The organism is Streptomyces sp. NPDC018964 (assembly GCF_044390325.1).
Taxonomy (GTDB): domain Bacteria; phylum Actinomycetota; class Actinomycetes; order Streptomycetales; family Streptomycetaceae; genus Streptomyces.
In genome coordinates, this window is the sequence record NZ_JBIRYZ010000003.1 from 278,177 (window position 1) to 302,236 (window position 24,060).

Sequence of the window (24,060 nt, forward strand, 5' to 3'; positions counted from 1 at the left end):
TGCGTGGCGGAACTCAGCGGCGGCGCTTCCGCGGTCGCGGCACCTCCAGTTCCTCCAGCTGGGGCCCGTCCCCGTCCTGGACCCGCCGCCAGGCCTCGCGGTAGAGGGCGGCGACGGGCTGGAGGGGCACCACGGCGCCCAGGACGGGCTCCTCGCCGTCCGGCAGGCCGTACATCGGCAGCTTCCACCGCTCCAGCGGGAGGTGCGGGGTGGTGAGCCGGGTCCAGCCGCCGGGCAGGAACAGGGAGCGTCCGGCCTTGGAGCGGTTGCCCTCGATGACGAGGCCGGTGGCGGCGAGTTCGGCGCGGGCGGCCCGCAGCCTGGCCGTTCCGCCGCGCTGTCCGCCCCAGCCGGTCCAGCGGGCGGTGTTGCGGTCGGTGGGGTCCGGCAGGGCGAGCAGCATCAGATGGAGGACGGCGGCGTCCTCGCCGATGCCGCACCGTTCGGCGACCTCCGTGACGAGGTCGGGTACGGACCGGGCGGGATCCTGCGGCCACCACGTCCCGTCCGCGTCGCGCTCACCCGCCACCGGGTTGCCGGGGTCGGCGAGCAGTTCGGCGAACCGCCGGTCGTGAACCAGACGCAGCGCCGTCTCCTGGGCGTTGGGCCGCTCGCCGGTGAACAGGGCCGTCAGGTGCGGGTCGTTGCCGGTCGCGTCCAGCAGCGCGGGACGGATGGCGGGGACGGGTCCGGACCTCCCGGTGCCCAGCACGACCGCGCCGTGGCGTACGAAGTCGTCGCCGGTCTCGGTGGGTTCTCCGGCGGCACGCCGGAACTCCTCCCAGTCGGTCCGCCGGTCGACCTCGATCAGCAGGCCGGGGTGGGACAGCCGTTCGCGCAGCGCGGTGAGGACGCCGGGCAGGGTGGCGCGGATCGGGTCGCCGGCCGGGAGACGGTGGGCGAGCCACGCGGCCAGGGCCACCGAGCCCTTCAGGACGGCGCCGTCGAAGCCGGGTGCGCTCTCGGTGCTCTCCGGGCGGTAGGGGCCGATCCTCCAGGTCAGGTCCCGGGACAGCCGGGGTTCGGCGGTCACGTCGAGGAAGCCGCGCAGTGCCTCGGCCGGTGCCCAGCCCGGGGAGACCACACCGCGGACCGCGTCGTGGAGCAGGTCCTCGGGGAGGGGCGCGCGCCGGCCGAGCCGCTCGTTCCACACCTCGGCCGCGCGGGCGGCGTCGGGGCCGTCCGTCCACAGCCGGGACGGATCGGCGGGCAGCAGCGCCGCCACCACGGCCTGCCGGGCGTCCGCGTCGAGGTTCCTCAGCTCGTCCTTGGCCACGCGCGCGTCGGCCGACTTCACGCCGATCGTCCTCAGCGTCGCCGAGGGCACCGCCACGCGCTCGTCGTCGATCATGGGCAGGCCTGCGACCACCAGCCGGGCCATGGTCGGGGTGACGCCGGTGAGCCGCGCGAACTCCTCGGCGGCCGCCGGGAACCAGGGCGCCGGTCCGCGTCCGGCGAGTTCGGCGCGGAACGCCGCGGCCCAGCCGGGCGGCCGCGTCGGCTCCGGCACCAGCGGTCCGGCGGCGATCAGGGTGTACGGCGCGGGTGTCTCGAACCGGCCGGACGGGTCGTGGAAGAGCGCACCGTAGTGCCGGCCGGTGGAATCGCCACCGGGGTCCCGGTCCTGGAGGAAGCGGAACGCATGCTCGGGGAAGACCAGGAACGCGCCGTCGCCGAGGTCGAGCACGGTCGCGTCCCGGTACCCCTGGATGGCGTCGGGTCCCTCGAACAGGCTCTGGTCCAGCCGCAGCCGGACCCCCCGCCAGTGCCCGGGGTCCAGGTCCGTGAGCCCCTGCGCGTCGAACTCCTCGAGGTAGGCGTCCAGCGCCTTCCGGTGCTCCTCCACGACGGCCTCCGAGCCGGCCCGCAGCGCCAGGATCGCGGGCAGCAAGGGCAGCGCCGGGACGTGCAGGCACTCCAGGGACTCCTGCCTGGCCGCATCGAGGTGGGTCCGGCCCGTGGGAGCCGGTTCGGCCAGACCCCGCAGGGAGCGGCCCAGCAGGGCCGGCAGATCGTAGAGGTGGTGGTGGAAGTCGTAGAACCGGCGGCGCCAGCCGATGGTGAGTCCGACGCCGTTCAGCGCCGCACCGAGCACGCCGTCGCCCACCTTGGGCCGTGGCTCCCGCGACACCTCCCCGGTGACCGCGGAGTCGAGCCGGGCCAGCGCCGCGTCCAGGACGCGCTGCTGCTCGGCGGCGTACCGCACGATGCCGGTGATGCCCGCCCGCAGCGCCTCGTGGCCGACCTCCGGCAGCAGCTTCCGGACCAGTCCGGGCACCAGGTCCTGGTCGTCCCCGGCCGGCGCGTCCGGGTTCCCGGTGTTCCGCGGCCGCTCCGCCACGGCCCCGGTCAGCAGTGCCCGCGCGGTGTCCTCGTCGATCCGGCGGAGCGCCGCGGAGCCCTGCGGGTCGCGGGGCCGGAGCAGGTGCCAGTGGCTCAGGGGCGGCAGCAGCGCGGTGCCCGCGCTGAAGTGCCCGTGCGTCCGGTGCTCCGGGACCTCGGCGAGCACCGTGCCGTCCGGGCCGAGCAGCCGGACGCCGTGCCAGTGCCGGATCACGGCCGGCGTCTGTCCGGTGCCGGGGAAGCGCAGCGCGTGCCGGGGGAAGGTGTCCTCGCCGTCGTCCGGTACGACGACCGAGCGTCCGGCGAGGTCCTCGCCCCGCACCCGGCCGTCCGGCAGCCTCGTCAGGCGCCAGCCGAGGAGACCGTCCACGGGGGCGCACAGGGGACCCGGTACGGCGGTGGGGTCCGGCCGCAGCCAGGAGTTCCGCGACAGGTGGTCCTCGGAGCCGGTGCCCGCTCCCCCGCCGAACCACTCCGGCGCACCGGGCTCGCCCACGGTGCCGCCGGCCGGGTCGTACGCGCGCCAGGTGTGCTGCCCGTCCTCTGCCCCCTGGCCGGCCCACACCCAGTACGACGTCCCGTCGCCGATCACCGGCCGCCTCGCCGGGACCAGGGTGTCCCCCCGGCGCAGCACGCCGTGGCCGGTGGTCCGTCCGCCCCCGGGCAGCGGGAGGGAGACGAGGAGCCGGTCCGCGTCGCGTCCGCCCGCCTCGTCGGCGCTGTCCAGGTAGCCCTCGACGGGCACCGGTGACGGCTCAGGGGTGTGGCTCCAGTAGCCCTCGGTGCCGGTGGAGTACGAGTGCCACCGGACGAACAGTTCGCCGTCCACGTACTGGCAGCTGACGCGCCACAGCCGGTCCGCCATGTCCGGCGGGAGCCGCAGTTCGTGGGTGAGTACCGTGCCTTCCGCGCCGATCACCCGGACCTGGGTGCCGGTCATGACGACGAGATACGGCCAGGCGTCGACGACCCGGACCTCCGGGACACGCTGCCCCGGTTCGCAGGGCGGGAGCGCCTCCTCCCAGGCGGGCCAGCCCAGTTCGTCGAGGACGCCGTTGCGCAGTGCGCGGGCGAGCGCGGGGGCGGTCCCGGTGCTCAGTGCGTCCCGTACCGCCTCCTCGGCGACCGCCAGCACTTCTCCGGGCAGCCGGTCCAGGGTGCTCAGCACGCCGGAGTAGCCGGAGAACGCGGGCAGTTCGGCGGTGAGGTACCTCCGGCTGACCTCGCCCACCCATTCGGCGAGCATGGGCCGCCCGCCGGGGGACTTCGCCAGGGTGAGGAGGGTCTCCTTGTGGTTGTCCCGGCCGTCCTCGGGGCAGCCGCCCCGGAACGCGGGGCGGAAGCGGGTGTCGGCCTCCAGCGCGAGGAGGTCGCGCCGGTTGTCGAGGGCGGCCCAGTCGGTCAGGCCGAGGCTCTGGCCGTCCCACGGGTCCGCCACCGGTATGCGCAGCGACAGGAGCTGGTCGAGGAGGTTCACGTCACCGGCCGGGGGCGGCAACGTGCCGCCGGTGGCGTGCAGTTCGGCACGCAGCGCGTCGGCCATGCGGTCGACGAGCGGAGCGAGCTCCGGCGGGGCGAGACGCCGGCGGTCGACCTCGCACAGGTCGAGGAATCTGCGGGTCCACCCGGCCGTGCCGTCGGGGGACCGTACCTCGGCTGGCAGCGCGGGATCGCACAGTCCGGCGGTGGCGCCGGACTTCTCCAGCAGGTCCAGCCACTGGGACAGGTCCCCGCCCTCCCACTCCTCGGGCATGAGGCCCAGCAGGGTGCCGCGGACGGCGGGCTCCCGCCGGGTCAGTTCCAGCAGGGCCTGCCGGTGCGCCTTCCACCAGGCGGGCGGTGCCTTGAGGGTGCCGGGCAGCGTCAGCATCTCGCGCAGGTGGGCGATCTCCTCCGTCCGCGCGTCCCTGCCCGCGACCGCCTTCGCCAGCTTGCGCAGTTCGGCCGCGCCCGGGCTCGACGGAGCCAGTCCGTGCGCCGCGAGCCGGACGAACAGTCCGCGCAGGTGCCGGAAGGCCGTCGCGGCCGGGACCCGGGAGGCCAGTCCCTTGGCGTAGCTGGAGAGGACCTTCGTCGGCATGGCGCCGGCGAGGGCGAACTCCAGGAACACGGAGTCCATGCGCGCCTCGTCGAACGGCAGCGCGTGGGCCGTCTCGGCCTTGCGCGCGTTGACGAACATCTGGGACGCGTACGCCGTCTCGCCGGCGGCCAGGAAGACCCGGCCGGCCTGCTCGTAGAAGGTCGGCAGGAAGTGCGGTACGGAGCCGGCGAGCCGTTCGCCGATCGACTCGTAGGCGGCGCGGGCCCGCTTCGGGCTCGATCTCGCCTTCCGCGCCACCTTGTTCATCTCCTCGACCAGGGACATGGCGAGGTGGCCGTCCGAGGGGTGGTGGACCAGCACCCAGTCGGGGAAGCCCAGGGCCCGGGGCCGGCCGAGACCGACCTCCACCGGCTCGCCCTCGGGTTCGAGGCCGAGGAAACCGGTGCGCGGGCCGCCGGTCCGCTCCTCGGTGGTGAGGCGTACGACGATCCTGCCGTCCAGGCCCGGATGGCGGTAGGCCTGGGTGTACACGGGCACGGCCCGGTCGCCCGCCCCGCCGGTGCCCGGCGGCAGTACCGCGCCGGCGCGCAGCAGTTCCTCCGGGTCCGCCGGCGCGCCGCCGCGGATCGTCGGGTCGTTCATGAGGGTGTGCCTTTCCCGGGCGTGTGCTGCCGTGGTGTCGTTCACGCGGCGCCGTCCTCGGTCACGGTGCGGCCGGCGTGCAGGGCCGCGGCCATGCGCATGCCCTCGGACCAGGCGACGGGGCCGACCTCGGTCAGCGGCAGGCGGCGGTAGCCGTCCTCGTCGTTCCAGCTGAGGTCACCGGTCCAGGCCTTCTCCTCGGTGTAGGGGTCGCTCATGCCGACCGAGGCGGTGACGACATGCCCGCCGTCCAGGATCCGGTCGACGGCGCTGCTGCCGGAGACCTTGTAGCCGAGGGAGGTGATGCGGGAGGAGAGGTGGAACCACGAGCGGTACTCGGCGCCGGCGAACTCGCGGACCGAGTCGGCGGACCCGTCGAGGCCCGCGGGCTTGTGCCAGGTGGCGCGGTGGATCTGCTCGACGCCCTGCGTCACCCCCAACTCGGCGGCGAACGTGCGGAGTTCCTCCAGGTCCGGGAGGAGGACGGGGTGGGGCATGGTCACCGTGCGGGACGTCAGGCGGACGGTCTCTCCGTCGAGGGTGACCACCCGCAGCTCGCCCGAGTCGTCCGCGTCGCGCAGGAAGCCGGTCTCGTCGGGGCCGTCACCGACGACGACGATGTCGCGCAGCGCGGACCGCCACGCCTCGTCGGGCCAGAGCCGGGCCAGCAGACCGACCGGCACCGGCAGCGAGGACACCATCCAGGTGCCGACCTGCGCGGCGCACTCGGCCGCGTGCCGCTCCAGCCACTCGGCGAACCGCTGGAGTTCTCGCACCTCGGGGCGGTCCCGTATCTCCTCCGGCAGGGTTCCCGCCTGCTCCGCCGGGGACGGTCCCGATGTGGACCGTGCCACCACCCTGCCCTCCACCAGGGCGACTTCGTACGTGTCGCCCGCTGCCAGCCAGCCCATGGATCGCTCGCCTCTCCCGCCACTCGGAATCCGGCACAGCGCATCCGGCAACGGCCCGGTCGGCGTGCCCCGCTGTGACGACGGTCGAAAGACTAGAGGCACCCACCGACAGTCCACCGGCGCCCGCTCCGACCAGAGTCGGCGGGACGGCCCGGGCGACGTCGCCCGTCCGGAAGGGCGGTGGGATTCGCGCCAGATTGGACGGTGACCGTTTCCGGCCGAACCCCGGACGGGGCGGACTCGCCGCCCGGTCCCTCTCGTCCGGCGTGGCGGGTCCGCTCCGTCCGGCGATGTGCCGTCGTAACCAGGGCAACGGGACCGTCGGCGCGGGCGTGACGGCCGGCCGCCGCGTTCCGCGGGGGCCGGCACCTCCCGCCGGAGGGCGTGCGGTTCCGTCGTTTTCGGCCGGGCGGGCACGGCCGTCCGCCTCCGCGAGGGGCACCGGGGACGGCGGATTACGTCCGGTGCGGTTCGCACGTGCGTACGTGTCGTGTTGTTTCGGGTGGATCAGGGCACACGGCTCGTGGCCCGGGAGGGGTGTGGCCGGCTGCCGCGGGCGCAGCCGCTGACAAGAGGTGGGGGAGATGGTTCGTACTGTCGTGGTGCACGACGAGGAATTACTGCGGTCGGCGTTGGTGCAACTGCTCAGGTCCGATGCCGCGCTGGAGGTCTCGTCCATGTCACCCGGCGCCGGACCGCCGGACCGCGACATGCCGTCGCCGGCGGACGTGTGGGTCGTGGACGGTGACTGCCTGCGGGGGCCGGGGCAGGCGCACGACGCGCCCTTCCGCGCGCGGTGCGGGGACCGGCTCGTCGTCCTGACGACCGCCAAGCGGCCGGGGATCCTCCGTCGGGCGTTCGACGGCGGCGCCCTCGGGCTGGTCGACAAGAACGCCCCGGCGCACCGACTGATCACGGCGGTGCACACGGTCGCCGAGGGGAAACGTTTTCTCGACCAGACGCTCACGGTCGCCCTGCTGGAGGGCGCGGAGATGCCGCTGACCACCCGCGAGCTGAGCGTGCTGTCGCTCGCCTCCCAGGGGGCGCCGATGGCCGAGATCGCGGCCCGGCTGCACCTGTCCCGGGGCACCGTCCGCAACTACATGGCCACGGCGATCCGGAAGGTGGGCGCCCGCAACCGGGTCGACGCGATACGCATCGTCCAGAGCGCCGGATGGACGTGACGGGCCGTGCGGTGATCCCGCCCTGACCGGGGCCGGCCCCGGTCAGGGCTCCCGGGCCGGGCCGCCGTTCCAGTGGCCCGTCAGGTCACGGTAGAGCGGCGAGCGTTCCAGCGCCTCCTCGTGCGTGCCGCACACCGCCTCCGTCCCGTCCAGCACCAGCACCCGGTCGGCGCGGACGGCCGACGACAGGCGGTGTGCCACCACCAGCAGCGTTCCCGGGCGTCGCGCGAGGGCCTCCTCCGCGCGCGCCTCGGACGCCGGATCGAGGTGGCAGGTGGCCTCGTCGAGCAGCAGCAGGGGCGCGGGGGACAGGTAGGCGCGTGCGAGCGCGACGAGCTGCCGTTCGCCCGGGGACAGTCCGGCGGGCCGCACCGGTGCGTCGAGCCCGCCCAGGCGCTCGACCAGCGGCCGCAGGCCGAGGGCCCCGACGGCGGCGGCGAGGTCGGCGCGGTCCGCGTCCGGGCGCAGGTACGCGAGGTTGTCGCCCACGGTCCCGGAGAAGACGTACGCCTCCTGGGGCACCAGCACGCGCAGCGCGGCGAGTTCGGCGGGGTCGCGCCCGGTCACCTCCCGGCCGGACACCCGTACCTCGCCGCCGCTCGGCGCGAGTGTCCCCGCGACCAGGCGGGTGAGCGTCGACTTGCCGATGCCGCTCGGTCCGACGACCGCGAGGTGCTCACCCGGGGCGACGCGCAGGTCGAGCGAGTCGAGGACCGGTTCCGCGCGGGCGCCGTAGGACAGGGTCACGGACCGCAGCTCCACCGCCGCGGTCGGTCCGCCGCGCGCCGGACGTCCCCCGCGAGCCGGTGGCGGGGCGCCGGCGTCCTTGGGGCCGGTGGCCGGACGGCACGCGGCCGGGCGCGCGGGCCGCGGCCACGCGTGGTGCCCGACCGTCGGCGCCCCCGCCCCCGCCGGCTCCGGCTCCGGCTCCGGCTCCGGCTCCGGGCCGATGATCCGGTCGAGGACGACCAGCAGCCGGGCCCCCGCCGCACCGAGCGCGGTCATCAGCGTGTGCAGGGCGGGCAGCAGCGACTGGACGAGATAGGTGAAGGCGCCCAGCAGTGCGCCCGCCGTCACTCCTCGTCCGCGCAGCCACGGCACCGCCAGCAGCAGCGCGAGGACGGGCAGCTGACCCGCGACACCGAGCGCCGCCGTGCGCACCGCCGCCCAGCCGGCCAGGACACGGGCCGCCGCGGCGGCCCCGTCGACCAGCTCCGCGCCGCGCCGCGCCGCCCCGGGCGTGGTTCCGTGGGCCGTCAGGTCGCGCAGCGCCGCCCGTGACCGGGCCGCGTGATCGCCCAGCGCCTCGTCGGCCGCCAGAGCGCGTCGCTGAGCCGCCGCCATGGGCCGCAGCGTCGCCAGGAACAGCGCCAGGCCGGCCGTCAGCGGCGGCAGCACCACCACGAGGAGGGCGGGGTGCAGCGACAGCAGCCCCAGCAGCGCTCCGGCGGCGGTGAAGACGAAGGAACGCAGCGTCAGGACGAGACCGGCGAAGCTGTCCCGGGCGATCTCGACCTGATTCGTCAGCCGGGAGACGGCCGCCCGGTCCGTCCCGCCGGCCCCGCCCGGGAGGGCCCGGGCGAAGGACCGGTCGACCGCGCGCCGCACCAGGCCGTCGCGCAGCGGCTCCGTCAATCCGGCCAGCTGGGCGAAGACGCCCCGGATCACCGGGGCACCGAACAGTACGGCGACCAGCGCGATCGCGAGCCACAGCAGCCCCCGGGGTGCGTCACCGGCGAGAAACCCCTGGTCGACGGCGCGGGCGACGCCGTAGCCCACGAGGAACGCCTGCCCGGTCTCGGCCAGCGACCAGAGCGCGAGCCGCGCCAGCACCCCTGTGCGGCGGGCGAGGAAACGGCGGGCGGGCGGCGTGACGCGGCGCAGCGCCCCGGACCCGTCGCCCGCACCCCGCGTCACCGCCGCACCCCCTCGGACCGGGGCCGGCCCACGACGCTCACACCCGGTGCCACAGCCCCGGCGTCCACAGTGAGAAAACGACGGGCGGGAGGCGCGGCGCGGCACGACACCCCGAACCCGACACCCGCACCCCGCGTCACCGCCGCACCCCCTCGGACCGGGGCCGGGGCGTGGTGCCCGTACGCGGTGCCCCGGCGCCGAAGACCGCCCGGTAGCCGGCCACGTCCCACAGTTCGCGATGGGGTGCGACGGCCCGCACTCCCCCGTCCTCCAGCCAGATCACCAGATCCGCCCGGGCCGCCACCGACGGGCGGTGCGCGACGACCAGTCTGGTTCCGGGCCGCACCGAGTGGCGCAGCGCCCGGTCCACCTCGTGCTCCGTGGCGGTGTCCAGACTGGACGTCGCGTCGTCCATGATCAGCAGCCGTCCGGCGTGCGCGAACGCCCGGGCGAGCCCGAGGCGCTGGTACTCGCCGCCCGAGAGCGGCGCCGCGGACAGCGGGGTGTCGTAACCGCTCGGCAGCCGGCGGACGAAGCCGTCGGCGCCCGCGGCACGGCAGGCTTCCCTGACCTGCTCGGGCGACACCCGCCGGGGGCCGGCGGCGACCGCCTCGGCGACCGTGCCCCCGACCGGTGCCGGGCGCTCGAAGGCGTAGGCGACCTCGGTGCGCAGCGCCTCCCGGGTCAGCCGGTCGAGGCGGACGCCGTCCAGCAGCACATGCCCCTCGTCGGGGTCGATCAGCCGCCCCGCCACGGCGGCCAGGACGGACTTCCCCGCTCCGCTGCGGCCGACCACCGCGGCGGTGGTGCCGCCCGGCACCCGCACACCGTCGGCACGCAGGACCTGCCTGCCGTCGCGCACCACCCGCACGCCGCGTAGTTCGAGATCGCCCGGTCCGGCCGGGGGAAGACGTCGCGTCCCGTGTTCCAGCGCGGGCATGTCCGCCAGTGCCAGGGTCCGGTTCCGCGCCTCGCGGCCCCGTACCACCGCGCCCAGCAGGGACGCGGCGCCGCCGACGCCGGCCGTCAGCTGCGCGTACCGGCACACGGCGAGCAGTTCGCCCACGCTCAGGGCGCCCGACGTGAGGCGCAGGCCGCCGACGGCCGTGGCGGCCAGGGTGAGCAGGGGCACCAGGACACCGCTTCGGCCCAGGGCCCGTCCGTGCAGCGTCCACATGCGCCGGCCCAGGGCGTCGAGTCGCGTCAACGGCTCGAGCACGCGCGCCCGTTCACGGGCCCGGGTTCCCGCGGCGGCGATCGTCGCCGCGCCCTCCAGGGCCTCCAGCAGCCGGGAGGCGAGCTGCGACTGCGCGTTCTGGTAGGCGGCCACCGAGGCACCGGTGTCGCGGGCGAAGGTCCGCAGCACCAGCGCCAGGGCGGGCAGCCCGGCCAGTACGCAGGCCGCCACCCACACGTCGACGACGGCCAGCGCCGCGAGCGCGCCCACCGGCGTGACCATCGAGGCCGCCAGCGCCGCCCGGGCCGCCGGGGCGCCGCCCGCGTCGGCGGCGTTGAGGGTCAGGCGGGTCCCGACGTCCCCCGGGGTGAAGGGCCGCGCGTGGTCCGGTACGGCGCGCAGCAGGCCGTCGAAGGCGCGGGAGCGGACGGACGCCGTCCACACGGCGTTGCAGCGGCCGGTGAACAGGGAGGTGAGGCTGTCGAGGAGCAGTTCGCCGAGGAGCAGTGCGGCACTGAGCGCCAGCCAGCGTCCCGCGGCGCCGTCGGCTCCGCCGTCGCGCAGGAGCAGATCCAGTGTGCGGCCGAGGGCGAAGGGCTGGGCCACCGTCGCCGCGGCCGCTCCCACCGAGCACAGCAGGACCAGCGCTTCGGGCGCGCGCCCCGGCGTCGCGCCGTCGGCTCCGTCCCGCGCCCTGCCCGTCCGCCGCACCCGGAACCCGGTCGTCGGCACCAGCCGGCCTCCTTCCGTCCGTCCACCGTGACCGGACACCGGCCGTCCCGGCGTGCCGGGTGGCCGGTGTCCTCCGAAGCGGGCACCGGCGCCCCGGGCGAGAACCCGGGGCGCCGGAACCGAGCGACGTGACGCGCCGCGTCGCCGCGGCGGTCGACCTCCGCGTCAGTTACAGGTGGTGACGCTCAGGCTGCTGTCGCCGCAGAGCAGCAGGCTCGCGCGGCTGCCGGTCTCGACGTCGCCCATGGCCTCTTCCTTGGGGGTCTCCATCGACTGCAGGTCGAGCAGGTTCATGACATCTTCCCTTCGTAGGACAACGGATTCTCTTGCATCACGACCCCGGGAGGGGCCGAGTCATGGGGCCGCCCCGCGTGTGCGGCGGCGGAAGGAACGGCAGCCCGGCGGACGGGGCGCCGTGGACGGAGGCGACGGCCAGCAGGCACCCCGCCGTGCCGGTGGACAGGTCCATGGACAGACGCATCATCTGCTCACCGGGGAAGGCGAGCCGGCCGTGGTAGGACATGGCGTGCCAGGACAGCGCGTCGAGCTGGCGCCGGACGGCCTCCGGACCGGTGCCGGGCACTTCGGCCGTCGTGCGGCCGAGGTACAGCACCATCCCGGCCACACCCCGGTACAGGCCCGGCTGGGCGTAGAACATGGCCTGCGCCGCGGCCACGATCTCGCCTCTCGCCCGCGCGAACTCCTCGTCGTCCCGGTGCGCCAGGTAGTCGTCGAGCACCATGCCGATGCCCACGCTGCCCGCGCCCAGGTAGGGCATGGTGCGCCAGCCCTCGTCCACCTGCAGGGCGCCGCCCGCGCCGCGGACGCAGCGGGCGAGGTCCCGGCGCAGCGCGTCCCGCGCGAGGTCGAGCAGGGCGGGGTCCCGGTCGCGTTCGTACAGCCGCAGGAAGAGCAGGGCGCGTCCCGCGGCCCCGTACAGCAGTCCCGCGCGGCCCCGGCCGGTGCTCCCGTCCCCGGCCGGCCCGCCCCGGGCGGTCAGCTCGGCGCAGCGCCGGGCCGCCGCGTGCAGGGCGGTCTCCCCGGTGGCCGCGGCCAGCGCGTCCAGGGCCAGGCCCACTCCGGCGGTGCCGCTGTGCAGGTCCGGGGCCAGGTGGTCGAAGGGCTGGTCGAGGAGGAGGCCGGCGAGGTCGAGGGCGCGGTCGCGGTGGCCGAGGTACTCCAACGTCCAGGCGAGGCCGGCGAGCCCGTCGTGGAAGCCGGGCGGCATGCCCGACGGCAGCCGCTCGGTCCGCTCCAGCAGCCACTGCTCCCCGTCCTCGTCCCTGCCCGCCCCGCTCCCGGCCAGGGCGTACAGCACTCCCGCCGCGCCGTGGCCGAAGGCCAGTCCGCCGCCGGCGGTGGCGAACTGCGCGATGTCGCCGGGGAAGAGGCGGTCGGTACGGGACGGTGTCGCCGACGCGCGGATGGCGGCGGCCATCGAGTCCCGGCTGCGGGGCCAGTCGTCCGGCCGGACCGGCACCACCGGCCCGGCCGTCCGGCGCGCCGGCCGGGCGCCGGCGGTGGCGTCGCCCGTGATCTCGTCGACCGCCGCGTCCAGGAAGGCCCGGTCCACCGGGAACCGCTCCGCCACCACCTCGGCGAGATGGGCCGCCTTGCCCCGGTCCAGCGCCAGCAGGCTGGTGAGCGGGAGGAACAGCGCGAGCCGCAGACAGGCCAGCGCGTAGCGGTCCACCGCGACGCCCCGCCGGTCGGACGGCGCCACGAACCCCGGGTTGGCGACGGTCTGCCGGCCGGCTTCGCCGACCCGGTGCGCCGCCTCGAAGTCCAGCAGGACGACGCCGCCGTCCTCGCGGATCATGATGTTGAACAGGTGCAGGTCGTTGAAGACCACGCCCCGGGCGTGGACGTCCTCGACGGCGCGTTCCACCCGAGCGTGGACGTCGAGGGCCCAGGTCGTGTACTCGGCCAGCCGCTCCTTGCCGGGGTCGGCCTCGATGAGCGGGTGGCGGCGGGCGAAGAAGGTGTTGAGCGGCTTGCCGTCGATGTACTCCAGCACCAGGAAGTGGTGCTCCCCGACCGTCAGGTGGTCGAGCACCTCGGGTGTGCAGTCGAGGCCGGACAGCCGCTCCAGCGCCCGGCGTTCGCGGTGCAGCCGGGTCACGGCGTCCGCGCCGTCGGCCGCCAGACCGGCGTGCGGCCGGGCCTCCTTGAGGACGACCCGCTCCCCGGTGCGGGAGTCGCGGGCGAGGTAGACACCGCCGCCGTTGGAGAAGTGCAGCGCCGACTCGACGGCGTAGGGCAGGCCGCCCACGGTCAGCGCGTCCCGGGCCTTCAGGTGCGGGCGCAGGAAGGCCGGCGGATCGACCCAGTCCGGCACCCGGAAGACGGGGCCGCGCAGGTCGGGCACCAGCACGCCGTCGGGCCCTGTCACGGCCGGCCGCAACTCCCCTTGCGCGTCATGGCAGTCGCGCCGGGTGAAACCTCCGTACCGGACGTGCACGGGTCCTTCGCCGAGCCGCAGATCGCTCAGGATGTACGGTCCGGGTTCGCCCGCCAGCAGCTCCGACAGCTCGCCCGCGAGCCGTTCGAACCGCGTCTCGTCCGCCGGGTACACGGTGATGAACTTGCCGCTGCCCGCCCGGTCCGCGTACTTGGCGTTGCGCTGGTGCAGCAGATAGCGGCTGGGGACGAACTTGAAGGCCGTGCCGCCGGCGACGCAGTGCCGCCACACGCGTTCGAGCACGGACTCGGCGTTGTCGAGACAGGCGGAGACGTGGATCTTCCACCCCTGGTCGGGCAGTTCGGCGCCGGCCGGACGCAGGGCGAGCCAGTCCCCGCTCTCGTTGCTCTGCCATCCGGGCGGTACGGGCCACGAGGCCGCGGCGTACCGGGAGCGCCCGGTGCCGGCCGGGGAGGCGGTGCGGTGCGGAGCGTCGTAGAAGTACGGGTCCGCGTCGCAGTACACGGCATAGCCCTTGTTCACGCCGGCTCCTTCCCGCCGATCGCTGACGGGCATGACGCTGTCACGCGGCGTACCGCCTCGCACAGTCACCGCTGTCATCACTCCGACGTGCGGAACGCACGGGTAACTTCGCGGACCGGGCGGGACGGGGCCCGCTTCCCCCGCGGGCGGCCGGTGTCCGGCGCCCGACGACGGAGGTTCCGTACGCAGGGGATCCCGCGGCCCCGCCCGGCATCCCCCACGTCGGCGGGCCCTGGCAGATCTTCCCTCCCGGTCGACGAAGGACCAGGTCAGCGGCGCGTCCGATGATGCGTCAAGTGGCGCAACACTTCAGCAACACCACTATCCCTACTGGATCGGTAGGGTTCCGGCCATGCCGCCCACCGACCGCGTCCGAGACCACGCCGGCCAGGGCGCGCCCACCGTCGCCGCCCAGCGCACGCGGCGCCGGCTGCGCGCGGACCGGGCACGCCAGCTCGCCGACCTCCTGCGCCGCCAGCTCCTCACCAGGGGCTTCCCGGCCGGCACCCTCCCGCACGAGTCGACCCTCGCCACCGACTATCGGACCTCCCGCAACACCGTCCGTCAGGCCCTCGACCTCCTCCGCGCCGAGGGCCTCGTGGACCGCCTCCCCGGCGTCGGCACGGTGGTCGTCGCCCGGAAGTACCCCCATGGCCTCGACCGTCTGATGGGCCTCGCGGAAACCCTGCGCGAACACGGCCACGTCACCAACGAGATCCGCACCATGGCCCCCGCACCCGCACCCGCCCCCGTCGCCGAACGCCTCCACGTCCCGCCCGGCACCGACATCCTCTGCGTCGAACGCCTGCGCCGCCTGAACGGTCTCCCCCTCTCCCTCGACCTCACGTACCTCCCCCTCGACATCGGCACCGCCCTGCTCGGCGCCGACCTGGAGAACACCGACGTCTTCCGCCTCCTGGAAACCGTCACCGGCCAACGGCTCGGCCACGCCGAGATCACCCTGGAGGCGGTCAGCGCGGACGCCCACTCCGCCGCCGTCCTCGAGGCCCCGCGCGGCACGGCCGTCCTGATGCTGGAACGCCTCACCCATCTCGCGGACGGCCGCCCGGTCGACCTGGAGTTCATCCGCTTCCGCGGCGACCGCATCACCATGAGCGGCCTGCTGCACCGCTCCCTGTAGACACCACCCGCTCCCTTCAGCGCGACCTTCCCGGAGACAGCCATGCCCTTGGCGCCCCAGCGGGCCGATGTGCCCGTGACCATCGACGAGTCGAAGTGCATCGACGGCTGCACGCTCTGCGTGGACATGTGCCCGCTGGACTCCCTCGCCATCGACGAGCGGAACGGCAAGGCGTACATGCACGTCGACGAGTGCTGGTACTGCGGCCCGTGCGCGGCCCGCTGCCCCACCGGAGCCGTCACGGTCAACATGCCCTACCTGCTCCGGTGAAAGGTCCCGCCCCCATGAAACGCACGGCAGCCGCGGTGTCCGCGGCCGTCCTCCTCTTCCCGCTCACCGCCTGCGGCGGTGACGCCGGGGCCGGTGACGGCTCCACGGTCACCGTCACCGTCGGCTACCAGTCCAGGACCATCAACACGGTCACGGCCGGCACCCTGCTCCGCTCCCTCGGCTACTTCGAGAAGCAACTGGACGCGCTCGGCGACGGCGTCACCTACAAGGTCGTCTGGCAGGACTACGCCACCGGTGCCCCCATCACCGCCCAGATGACCGCCGGGAAGATCGACATCGGCTCGATGGGTGACTTCCCGCTGCTCATCAACGCGGCCCGCGGCGAGCAGCTCGGCCGCCCCACCCGTCTGGTCTCGGTCACCGGCTACAATCCGCGCGGCGGCCTGAACACCATCGTCACGGCGCCCGGCTCCGGGCTCACCTCCCTGAAGGACCTGAAGGGGAGGAAGGTCTCCACGAGCGTCGGCTCCGCCGCCGACGGCACGCTCGTACGGGCCCTGCAACGCGCCGGCATCGACCCCGCCGAGGACATCGAGAAGCTCAACCAGCAGCCCGCGGTGGGCGCTTCGGCCCTCGCCGCGGGCAGCGCGGACGCGCTGTCGCAGTTCGTCGCCTGGCCCGGCCTGCTCGCCCACCAGGGCAAGGCGAAGGCCCTGTACGACGGCGCGCGGCTGGACCTGCCCACCTTCCACGGCGTCGCCGCCCGCGAGGACTTCGCGAAGGAGCGGCCGGCCGTGCTGGAGGCGTTCCTCAAGGCCCAGGCGCAGGCCACCGACCACCTGAACGACCATCCCGTCACCGCCGCCGAGAAGGTCGCGGAGATCACCGGTCTGCCCGCCGAGGTCGTCTACCTCTACAACGGTGCCCACGGCATCGCCACCTTCGACCCGGCGATCAGGCCCCGGCTCGTCTCCGCCCTGAAGCAGGACGTGTCGGTCCTGAAGTCCGCGAAGCTGACCGGTGACGTGGACGTGGACTCCTTCGTCGACGACCGGTACGTGAGGAGGGCGCTGGGGACGGCGTACGCCGAGCGGCTCGCCGCCACGCCCCCGGCCGCCGCGAGCGAGGTGTGGCCGAAGGGCTCCGCGCGGACGCGGACCTTCGGGTCGCCCGCCGGACTGCTGGGTCACGTGGCCGCCCACCGCGACACCGTCCGCGCCGCCTACGTCCCCGACGCCACCACCGGCACCCCGTGGTTCGCCGACAAGGCGGTGTGGGTGGCCGACGGGAGGAAGCTGCTGCCCTTCGTCACGCCGGAGACCGCGCGGGAGTACGTCGACGGCCACGGCGGCGCGCGCGTCGTCACCTACGCCGAGGCCCTGGAGCGGGCGTCGTGACCCGGTACGCGCTGCGCGGGCTGTCCCTGGCCGCGGGACTCGGCCTCTGGCAGCTGCTGACCGCCCTGGACGTCGACCTCTGGCTGCGCTTCTCGCAGTTCCCCACGGTCACCGACGTGGGCCGGGCCTTCGCCGACCGGCTGTCCGGACCCGACTACTGGACGGATCTGACCGACAGCCTCACCCGTATCCTCACCGGTTTCCTGCTGGCCACGGTGGTGGGGGTGGCCACGGGCGTGCTCGTGGCCCGCTCGCGGCTCGCCGGGGACCTGCTCGGCCCGCTGCTGGAAGTCGTCCGCCCCGTCCCGGCCATCGCCCTGGTCCCCGTGGCGATCCTGCTGTTCCCCTCCAACGAACAGGGCATCGTCTTCATCACCTTCACCGCCGCCTACTTCCCGGTCCTGGTCTCCACCCGGCACGCGGTGCGCGCACTGACCCCCGTGTGGGAGGAGGCGGTGCGCACCATGGGCGGCGGCCGGTGGCGGATCCTCGGCTCGGTCGTCCTGCCGGGCGCGCTGCCCGGCGTCTTCGGCGGCCTGTCGGTCGGCATCGGCGTGGCGTGGATCTGCGTGATCTCGGCCGAGATGATCTCCGGCCAGTACGGGGTCGGCTACCGCACCTGGCAGGACTACACGGTCGTCGACTACCCCGGGGTGTTCGTCGGCATGGTCACGATCGGCGTGCTCGGCTGGCTCACCTCCACGGCCGTCGAGCTGCTGGGCCGCCGGCTGACCCACTGGCTGCCGCGTACGTCGTACGTCCCCGGCGGGCGTGCCCCACGCCGGGCGCGCGCCGCCGCGGCCCTCACCCCGGCCGGACCCGGGACCAAGGAGAACGTGCCCCATGACCAGCTCGTCTGACGTGCGGTCCACCGCCCGCGCCGGCGCGGGGATGGCCCTGCGCGGTGCCGTCCTCGGACGGCCCGGCGCGCCCGTGCTCGACGGGGTGGACCTTTGTGTGGCCGCCGGTGAGATCCTCACCGTCGTCGGCCCCTCCGGCTGCGGCAAGTCGACGCTGCTGCGCACGCTGGCCGGACTGCTGCCGCCCCTGGCCGGAGAGGTCACCCAGGACGCGGGCCCGCTGACGGGGCCCTCCGCCGACCGTGCGCTGGTCTTCCAGGAGGACTCCCTCCTGCCCTGGCGCACCCTGCGCGCGAACGTCGAACTGCCGCTCGCCATCAAGGGGTTGTCCCGCTCCGAACGCCGTGCGCAGGCCGACTCCTGGCTCGCCCGCACCGGGCTGGCCGAACAGTCCCGGCAGCTGCCGCACCGCGTCTCCGGCGGGCAGCGCCAGCGCGCCCAGCTGGCCCGGGCCCTGGCGGGAGCGCCCCGTGCCGTCCTGATGGACGAACCGTTCGGCGCCCTCGACGCGCAGACCCGCGCCGGCATGCAGGACCTGCTGGTGGAGGTGCTGCACGGCACGGGCGCCACCGTCGTCTTCGTCACCCACGACGTGGACGAGGCCCTGTTCCTCGGCGACCGCGTGGCCCTGCTCGGCGCGGGCCGCCTCGTCGCCGTACGGGACGTGCCGCGCCCGCGCGAGCGCGCCGCCCACGACGATCCCGCGCGTGTCGCCCTGCGGCGCGACGTCCTCACCTCACTCGGTTCCTGAAAGGCACTCCCGGTGGACACCCCCCTGCAGATCCCGGCCCTCACCGACGCGAACGAGATGAGCTGCGACGTGCTCGTGATCGGCGGCGGCACCGCCGGCACCATGGCCGCCCTGACCGCCGCCGAGCACGGCGCGGACGTGCTGCTGCTGGAGAAGGCGCACGTCCGCCACTCCGGCGCGCTCGCCATGGGCATGGACGGCGTCAACAACGCGGTCATCCCGGGCCGCGCCGAACCTGACGACTACGTCGCCGAGATCACCCGCGCCAACGACGGCATCGTCGACCAGTCCACCGTCCGCCAGACCGCCACCCGCGGCTTCGCCATGGTGCGGCGGCTGGAGTCGTACGGCGTGAAGTTCGAGAAGGACGAGCACGGCGAGTACGCGGTCCGCCAGGTCCACCGCTCCGGCTCGTACGTGCTGCCGATGCCGGAGGGCAAGGACGTCAAGAAGGTCCTGTACCGGCAGCTGCGCCGGCGCGAGATGCGCGAGCGGATCCGGATCGAGAACCGGGTGATGCCGGTGCGCGTCCTCACGGCGGAGGGGCGGGCCGTGGGCGCGGCCGGCTTCGACACCCGCACGGGCGCCTTCGTCACCGTCCGCGCGGGCGCCGTGATCCTGGCGACCGGCGCCTGCGGCCGCCTCGGCCTGCCGGCGTCCGGCTACCTGTACGGCACGTACGAGAACCCGACGAACGCGGGTGACGGCTACGCGATGGCGTACCACGCGGGCGCCGAGCTGACCGGCATCGAGTGCTTCCAGATCAACCCGCTGATCAAGGACTACAACGGTCCCGCCTGCGCGTACGTCGCCAATCCCTTCGGCGGCTACCAGGTCAACCGGCACGGCGAGCGCTTCGTCGACTCCGACTACTGGTCGGGCCGGATGATGGCCGAGTTCGCGGCCGAGGTGGCGAGCGACCGGGGTCCGGTCTACCTGAAGCTGAGCCATCTGCCGGAGGAGTCGGTCTCGGCCCTGGAGTCGATCCTGCACTCCACCGAGCGCCCGACCCGCGGCACCTTCCACGCGGGCCGCGGCCACGACTACCGCACCCACGACGTCGAGATGCACATCTCCGAGATCGGACTGTGCGGCGGCCACTCGGCCTCGGGCGTACGGGTCGACGACCACGCCCGGACGACCGTCCCCCGTCTGTACGCGGCCGGCGACCTGGCCTGTGTCCCGCACAACTACATGATCGGCGCGTTCGTCTTCGGGGACCTGGCGGGCGTGGACGCGTCCCGGTACACGCCGTACGAGGGGGAGCTGCCCCTCGACCAGCTCCAGGAGGCGCACGAGCTGGTCTACCGCCCCCTGCGCAACCCCGACGGTCCGCCGCAGCCCCAGGTCGAGTACAAGCTCCGCCGCTTCGTGAACGACTACGTGGCCCCGCCGAAGTCCGGCGCCCGGCTCTCCCTGGCCCTGGAGGCGTTCGAGCGGATGCGCGCCGACATCGCCGCGATGGGCGCCCGCACCCCGCACGAGCTGATGCGCTGCGCGGAGGTGAGCTTCATCCGCGACTGCGCGGAGATGGCCGCCCGGGCCTCCCTGGCCCGCACGGAGTCCCGCTGGGGCCTCTACCACGACCGTCTCGACCATCCGCGGCGTGACGACGCGTCCTGGTTCCACCACCTCGACCTGCGCAAGTCCCCCACGGGGGCGATGGAGTTCACGGCACGTCCCGTGGCTCCCTATCTGGTTCCGGTCGACGAGTTCAGGCCGGTCGGCGGAGTCTCCCGCCATCTCGGCGAGGTCCACCCGGAGCAGGTGGCGGTCGCGGGGGTCCGGGAGGCGGCGCCGGTGGCGATGCGGCGGGAACCCGACGTCACCGGCGCGCCCGCCCGCCCCGTCACCGGCCCGGACGCGCCGGCCACGCCGCGCCTCCTCGGACTCCTCTCCCTCGCGGAGGACGAACCCCCGCTCTCCGCCCTCGTCCCCTACCTGACCGACCCCGATCCCACCGTCCGCCGGACGGCCGTCACCGTCCTGACGGAGACGGTGCCGCCCGGCACCGGACCGGCCCTGGCCGCCGCGCTCGCCGACACCGACGCCGGTGTCCGCGCCGCCGCGGCCGCCTCACTGAGCGAACTGGTCGGGACGCTGCCTCCCGAACCGGCCCTGCGCGACGGCCTGACCGCCGCCCTGTCCCAGGCGGACCCCGTCGCCCGCGCCACCGCCCTGGACGCCCTGCGCGTCCTGCGCCTCGGTGACACCGGACTGTTCGCGGACTCCCTGTCCGACTCCGACGTCGCCGTCCGTGTCGCGGCGGTGCGGGCGCTGGCGTCGGCCGACGCCGCCGGCGAGCTGGCCCGCGCGGCGGCCGCCGACCCGTCCCGCGAGGTCCGCGTCGCCATCGCCAAGGCCCTGGCCGGTGTGACCGCGGGACGGCTCGACGACACCGCCCCGGCCGGTCCCGGCCCGGTGCACTCCGCCCTGGCCGGGCTCATCGACGATCCCGACGCCCTGGTGCGCGCGGCCGCCTACGAGGCGCTGGGCACGGCCGGCTGCCCCGCTCCCCTGGCCGCACGCGCGCGGGCGGCCCTGTCCGACCCGGCCTGGCAGGTGCGGGCCGGCGCCGCCGCCGCCCTGTCCCTCGCGGATCCCGGCCTCGCGGTCCCCGCCCTCGCCGGGGCCCTCACCGACCCGAACGCCGACGTCCGCAAGGCCGCCGCGGTGGCGCTGACCCGGCACCGGGCCACCGAGGACGCCCGAACGGCCCTGGCCACGGCGGTGACCGACCCGGACGCGGACGTCAGGGCCTACGCGGCCCGGGCCCTGTGACGGCACCGCCGCGGGTGGTGACGTCCCGGGGCCCGGCCGCCGCCCCACGTCGTCAGCGATCACCTGGGCCGTGGTGCGCTCGCGGCGCCGGCGAAGGGGACCTGGGCGGTGGGCCCCGCGTCCGTCACGGTGCGGAAGGGGTGGGTCCACACCCCTTGGGCCGCGAGCTCGGGCAGGACGCCCTCGCCGAACCAGTACGCCTCCTCCAGGTGCGGGTAGCCGGAGAGCACGAACTCCTCGATGCCCAGGGCCGCGTACTCTCTGATCCGCTCGGCGACCTCCTCGTGGCTGCCGACCAGCGCTGTGCCCGCGCCGCCCCGGACCAGCCCGATGCCGGCCCACAGGTTCGGGTGGATCTCCAGGGCGTCCCGGCTGCCGCCGTGCAGGGCGAGCATGCGCCGCTGCCCCTCGGACTCGCTGCGGGCCAGGCCCGCCTGGACCGCCTTGACGGCCTCGGGATCGAAGCCGTCCACGAGCCGGTTCGCCTCCGCCCAGGCCTGCTCGGACGTGTCGCGCGTGATGACGTGCAGCCGGATGCCGAACCGGAGGGTGCGTCCCTGCTCTGCCGCCAGCCTCCGGATCCAGGCGATCTTCTCGGCGACTGCGGCGGGCGGCTCGCCCCAGGTGAGGTAGACGTCCGCGTGGCGGGCGGCGATCTCGCCGGCGATCGGTGAGGAGCCGCCGAAGTACACCTCCGGGACCGGGTCGGGTACGCGGGCCAGCGCGGCGTCCTCGACCCGGAGGTGCTCGCCGGCCAGATCGACGGTCTTGCCCTCCCACAACCCCCGGACGATCTGGAGGAATTCGCCGGTGCGGCGGTACCGGTCGTCCTTGTCGAGGAAGTCGCCGTAGGCGCGCTGTTCGTGGCTCTCGCCGCCGGTGACGACGTTGAGCAGCAGCCGTCCGCCGGTCTGCCGCTGGAAGGTGGACGCCATCTGCGCGGCGAGCGTGGGTGAGACGAAGCCGGGCCGGAAGGCGACCAGGAACTTCAGCCGCTCGGTGTTCTGGCTGACCATCGCGGTGGTGAGCCACGCGTCCTCGCACCAGGCACCGGTGGGGGTGAGCGCGCCGACGAAGCCGAGGTCCTCGGCGGCGCGGGCGATCTGGCTCAGGTAGGCGACCGTCGGTGGCCGGTCGCGGCCGGACGCGGTGGCGGGGGTGCCGTGGCCGCCGCCGACGACGTGGCGGCTGTCGCCGTTGGTGGGCAGGAACCAGTGGAAGGTGAGGGACACGTGGGGGTCTCCGTTCGAGGGGGCGCCGGTCTACAGCAGTCCGTGCCGGGGCGGCCGGGTGCCGCTCAGGATGTAGCGGCCGATGTGCTGGACCTTCCAGCGGACCGGATCGTGCAGGGTGTGCGTGCGGGCGTCACGCCAGTGGCGGTGCAGGCCCAGGGAGTCGAGGGCGGCGCGGGTGCCGGCGACCTCGAAGAGAGCGCTGCCGACCTCCACGGCGGCCTCCGCCGCGGTCACCTTGGCCGCGGCGACCGCGATCGACGCCTCGGCGGCGGAGTCGTCGGTCAGGTCGTCCCGGGCGGCGTCGACCGTCCGGGCGGCCTCGCGCAGCAGTGCCTGCGCCGCCCTGACCCTGAGGCCGAGCTCGCCGAACCGCTGGACGAGCAGCGGGTCCTCCGCGGCCGTCTCGAACCCGCTCTCGAACCACGGCCGGCTCTTCGTGCGGACGAAGTCCACGGCCTCCGCGAGCGCGCCGGAGGCGATGCCCGCGTCGATGGCGGCGTGCAGCAACTGGGCGACGGCCCCGTGGAGCTGGGGACCCCGGAAGGTGAGGTGGTGCGGCACGACCCGGTCGGCGGGGATGGGCACCGACTCCAGGCGGACGGTTCCACTGGCGGTGGTGCGCTGTCCCATGCCGTCCCAGTCGTCCACGACCGTGAGGCCGGGCGCGTCGTGTGGTACGTACGCCACGTGCGGGGTGTCGTCGTCGGCGCGGGCGAGGACGGGGATCCAGTGGGCGAACAGCGCGCCCGTGCAGTAGTGCTTCACGCCGTCGAGGACGTACGACCCGTCCGGGCGCCGGGCGAGCCCGGTACGGATGTCCTGCACGTGCTTGGTGCCCGCCTCGGACTGGGCGTTGCCGAATCGCTTGCCGCGCAGCACCTCACCGAAGAAGAACTCCTGCTGCTCGTGTGTCCCCTGCCGGCGCAGCACGTTGACGTAGACGAAGTGGCTCTGCGGGATCTGGGCGAGGCTGGCGTCGGCGGCGGCCAGCAGCCGGAAGACCTCGGCGAGCGTCTCCGCACGGACGTCCGCGCCGCCGAACTCGGCCGGGACGCTCACGGCCAGCAGCCCGGAGGCGGAGAGCCGTTCCAGCTCCGCGTGCGGCAGCCGGCGTACCGCGTCCCGCTCCGCGGCGTCCTTGCGGAAGTCCGCGGCCAGGCCGGCGGCGACGGCGAGGGCCTCGTCGTCGCCGCCGATCACGACCGGGGCGCTCATCCGGTGGCCGCCAGTAGTGCCGTGCGGCCGCCCAGCGCGAGCGAGAACTGGTCCGTGACCTGGGCCAGCGCCTCGGCCGAGCCCGGCGCGACGATCAGCGAGCCGTCGTCGCCCACGGTGAGGTCCTTGTCGAGGGTGAACCAGCCCGGGACGATGTGCGCGGCACCCATGGAACTCAGCACGGGGCGCAGGGCGTAGTCGATGGCCAGGACGTGGGCGGTGGAGCCGCCCGTGGCCAGCGGCAGCACCGTCTTGCCGGCCAGCGCGTACTGCGGGAGCAGGTCCAGCAGGGACTTCAGCAGCCCGGAGTAGGCGGCCTTGTAGACGGGGGTACCGACCACGAGCCCGTCGGCCCGCTCGACCAGGGCGGTGGCCCGGACGATCTCCGGGTGCCGGAAGTCCGCCCCGAGCAGGGCCTCGGCGGGCAGGGTCCGGACGTCGAACGGGATCACCTCGTGGCCCTGCGCGGTGAGCCGGTCGTCCAGGTGGCGCAGCAGCCGGGCGGTGCGGGAGGTGGCGGACGGACTGCCGGAGAGGGAGAGAACGGTGGCCATGGGA

Annotated in this window: 16 protein-coding genes; 7 read left to right on the forward strand and 9 right to left on the reverse strand. The window is 74.9% G+C overall.

Features of this window, described 5'->3' with window-relative positions; all coding sequences use genetic code 11:
• Positions 1–13 precede the first annotated feature (13 nt).
• Entirely contained in the window at positions 14–5,026 is a 5,013-nt protein-coding gene (locus ACH5AO_RS06670; protein ID WP_398922479.1) for a DNA-binding protein, read from the reverse strand.
• A 41-nt stretch (positions 5,027–5,067) separates the two neighbouring features.
• The gene (locus tag ACH5AO_RS06675) at positions 5,068–5,937 is read right to left on the reverse strand and encodes a DUF4132 domain-containing protein (RefSeq protein ID WP_398922481.1); all 870 of its coding nucleotides are present in this window, start codon (positions 5,935–5,937) and stop codon (positions 5,068–5,070) included.
• Between the two features lie 584 nt (positions 5,938–6,521).
• Between ACH5AO_RS06675 and ACH5AO_RS06680 the strand changes: the two genes are divergently transcribed.
• Complete coding sequence (locus ACH5AO_RS06680) at positions 6,522–7,121, forward strand: LuxR C-terminal-related transcriptional regulator (RefSeq protein WP_398922483.1); 600 nt, start codon at positions 6,522–6,524, stop codon at positions 7,119–7,121.
• 42 nt (positions 7,122–7,163) lie between these two features.
• Here the strand turns inward: ACH5AO_RS06680 and ACH5AO_RS06685 are convergent, their stop codons facing one another.
• The 4 genes from ACH5AO_RS06685 to lanKC all read right to left on the reverse strand — a co-directional run bounded on the left by ACH5AO_RS06685 (position 7,164) and on the right by lanKC (position 13,891).
• Entirely contained in the window at positions 7,164–9,038 is a 1,875-nt protein-coding gene (locus tag ACH5AO_RS06685; protein WP_398922485.1) for an ATP-binding cassette domain-containing protein, read from the reverse strand.
• 136 nt (positions 9,039–9,174) lie between these two features.
• Positions 9,175–10,947 carry an ABC transporter transmembrane domain-containing protein gene (locus ACH5AO_RS06690; RefSeq protein ID WP_398922488.1) on the reverse strand — a complete coding sequence of 591 codons (1,773 nt, stop codon included), beginning with the start codon at positions 10,945–10,947 and terminating at the stop codon, positions 9,175–9,177.
• A gap of 165 nt (positions 10,948–11,112) precedes the next feature.
• Positions 11,113–11,241 carry a SapB/AmfS family lanthipeptide gene (locus ACH5AO_RS06695; protein WP_030855946.1) on the reverse strand — a complete coding sequence of 43 codons (129 nt, stop codon included), beginning with the start codon at positions 11,239–11,241 and terminating at the stop codon, positions 11,113–11,115.
• Between the two features lie 37 nt (positions 11,242–11,278).
• Positions 11,279–13,891, reverse strand: coding sequence for a class III lanthionine synthetase LanKC (gene lanKC / locus ACH5AO_RS06700; RefSeq protein WP_398922491.1), 2,613 nt, complete (start codon positions 13,889–13,891; stop codon positions 11,279–11,281).
• Positions 13,892–14,243: 352 nt separating this feature from the next.
• On the opposite strand from lanKC, the gene ACH5AO_RS06705 reads away from it, so the two are divergent.
• From ACH5AO_RS06705 to ACH5AO_RS06730, 6 genes are read left to right on the forward strand one after another with little or no spacing between them, the layout of a single operon-like run.
• A complete protein-coding gene (locus tag ACH5AO_RS06705) occupies positions 14,244–15,032 on the forward strand; it encodes a GntR family transcriptional regulator (RefSeq protein WP_398922494.1) in 789 nt (262 codons plus the stop codon).
• 42 nt (positions 15,033–15,074) lie between these two features.
• Entirely contained in the window at positions 15,075–15,302 is a 228-nt protein-coding gene (locus ACH5AO_RS06710) for a ferredoxin family protein (RefSeq protein ID WP_003992261.1), read from the forward strand.
• Positions 15,303–15,316: 14 nt separating this feature from the next.
• A complete protein-coding gene (locus ACH5AO_RS06715) occupies positions 15,317–16,660 on the forward strand; it encodes an ABC transporter substrate-binding protein (protein WP_398922496.1) in 1,344 nt (447 codons plus the stop codon).
• Positions 16,657–17,520, forward strand: coding sequence for an ABC transporter permease (locus ACH5AO_RS06720; RefSeq protein WP_398922499.1), 864 nt, complete (start codon positions 16,657–16,659; stop codon positions 17,518–17,520). Before ACH5AO_RS06715 ends, ACH5AO_RS06720 begins: the two co-directional genes overlap by 4 nt.
• The gene (locus ACH5AO_RS06725) at positions 17,504–18,271 is read left to right on the forward strand and encodes an ABC transporter ATP-binding protein (RefSeq protein WP_398922501.1); all 768 of its coding nucleotides are present in this window, start codon (positions 17,504–17,506) and stop codon (positions 18,269–18,271) included. The genes ACH5AO_RS06720 and ACH5AO_RS06725 overlap by 17 nt, the downstream gene beginning before the upstream one ends.
• A gap of 57 nt (positions 18,272–18,328) precedes the next feature.
• Positions 18,329–21,052, forward strand: a complete 2,724-nt coding sequence (locus ACH5AO_RS06730; RefSeq protein ID WP_398922875.1) for a fumarate reductase/succinate dehydrogenase flavoprotein subunit — start codon at positions 18,329–18,331, stop codon at positions 21,050–21,052.
• A 59-nt stretch (positions 21,053–21,111) separates the two neighbouring features.
• Here the strand turns inward: ACH5AO_RS06730 and ACH5AO_RS06735 are convergent, their stop codons facing one another.
• The 3 genes from ACH5AO_RS06735 to ssuE are packed head-to-tail and all read right to left on the reverse strand — an operon-like array spanning position 21,112 to position 24,056.
• Positions 21,112–22,284, reverse strand: a complete 1,173-nt coding sequence (locus tag ACH5AO_RS06735) for an LLM class flavin-dependent oxidoreductase (RefSeq protein ID WP_398922503.1) — start codon at positions 22,282–22,284, stop codon at positions 21,112–21,114.
• Positions 22,285–22,314: 30 nt separating this feature from the next.
• Positions 22,315–23,502 (reverse strand): SfnB family sulfur acquisition oxidoreductase, encoded by a 1,188-nt coding sequence (locus tag ACH5AO_RS06740; protein WP_398922505.1) that lies wholly within the window; start codon positions 23,500–23,502, stop codon positions 22,315–22,317.
• A complete protein-coding gene (gene ssuE, locus ACH5AO_RS06745) occupies positions 23,499–24,056 on the reverse strand; it encodes an NADPH-dependent FMN reductase (RefSeq protein ID WP_398922507.1) in 558 nt (185 codons plus the stop codon). Before ssuE ends, ACH5AO_RS06740 begins: the two co-directional genes overlap by 4 nt.
• Positions 24,057–24,060: the final 4 nt, after the last annotated feature.

Excerpts from the sequence above, each read along its gene's own strand:
- ACH5AO_RS06740 (WP_398922505.1), bottom strand. The coding sequence starts at position 23,502 with ATGAGCGCCCCGGTCGTGATCGGCGGCGACGACGAGGCCCTCGCCGTC.
- ACH5AO_RS06710 (WP_003992261.1), top strand. The coding sequence starts at position 15,075 with ATGCCCTTGGCGCCCCAGCGGGCCGATGTGCCCGTGACCATCGACGAG.
- ACH5AO_RS06715 (WP_398922496.1), top strand. The coding sequence starts at position 15,317 with ATGAAACGCACGGCAGCCGCGGTGTCCGCGGCCGTCCTCCTCTTCCCG.
- ACH5AO_RS06725 (WP_398922501.1), top strand. The coding sequence starts at position 17,504 with ATGACCAGCTCGTCTGACGTGCGGTCCACCGCCCGCGCCGGCGCGGGG.
- ACH5AO_RS06670 (WP_398922479.1), bottom strand. The coding sequence starts at position 5,026 with ATGAACGACCCGACGATCCGCGGCGGCGCGCCGGCGGACCCGGAGGAA.
- ACH5AO_RS06680 (WP_398922483.1), top strand. The coding sequence starts at position 6,522 with ATGGTTCGTACTGTCGTGGTGCACGACGAGGAATTACTGCGGTCGGCG.
- ACH5AO_RS06695 (WP_030855946.1), bottom strand. The coding sequence starts at position 11,241 with ATGAACCTGCTCGACCTGCAGTCGATGGAGACCCCCAAGGAAGAGGCC.
- ssuE (WP_398922507.1), bottom strand. The coding sequence starts at position 24,056 with ATGGCCACCGTTCTCTCCCTCTCCGGCAGTCCGTCCGCCACCTCCCGC.
- ACH5AO_RS06675 (WP_398922481.1), bottom strand. The coding sequence starts at position 5,937 with ATGGGCTGGCTGGCAGCGGGCGACACGTACGAAGTCGCCCTGGTGGAG.
- ACH5AO_RS06730 (WP_398922875.1), top strand. The coding sequence starts at position 18,329 with ATGAGCTGCGACGTGCTCGTGATCGGCGGCGGCACCGCCGGCACCATG.
- ACH5AO_RS06705 (WP_398922494.1), top strand. The coding sequence starts at position 14,244 with ATGCCGCCCACCGACCGCGTCCGAGACCACGCCGGCCAGGGCGCGCCC.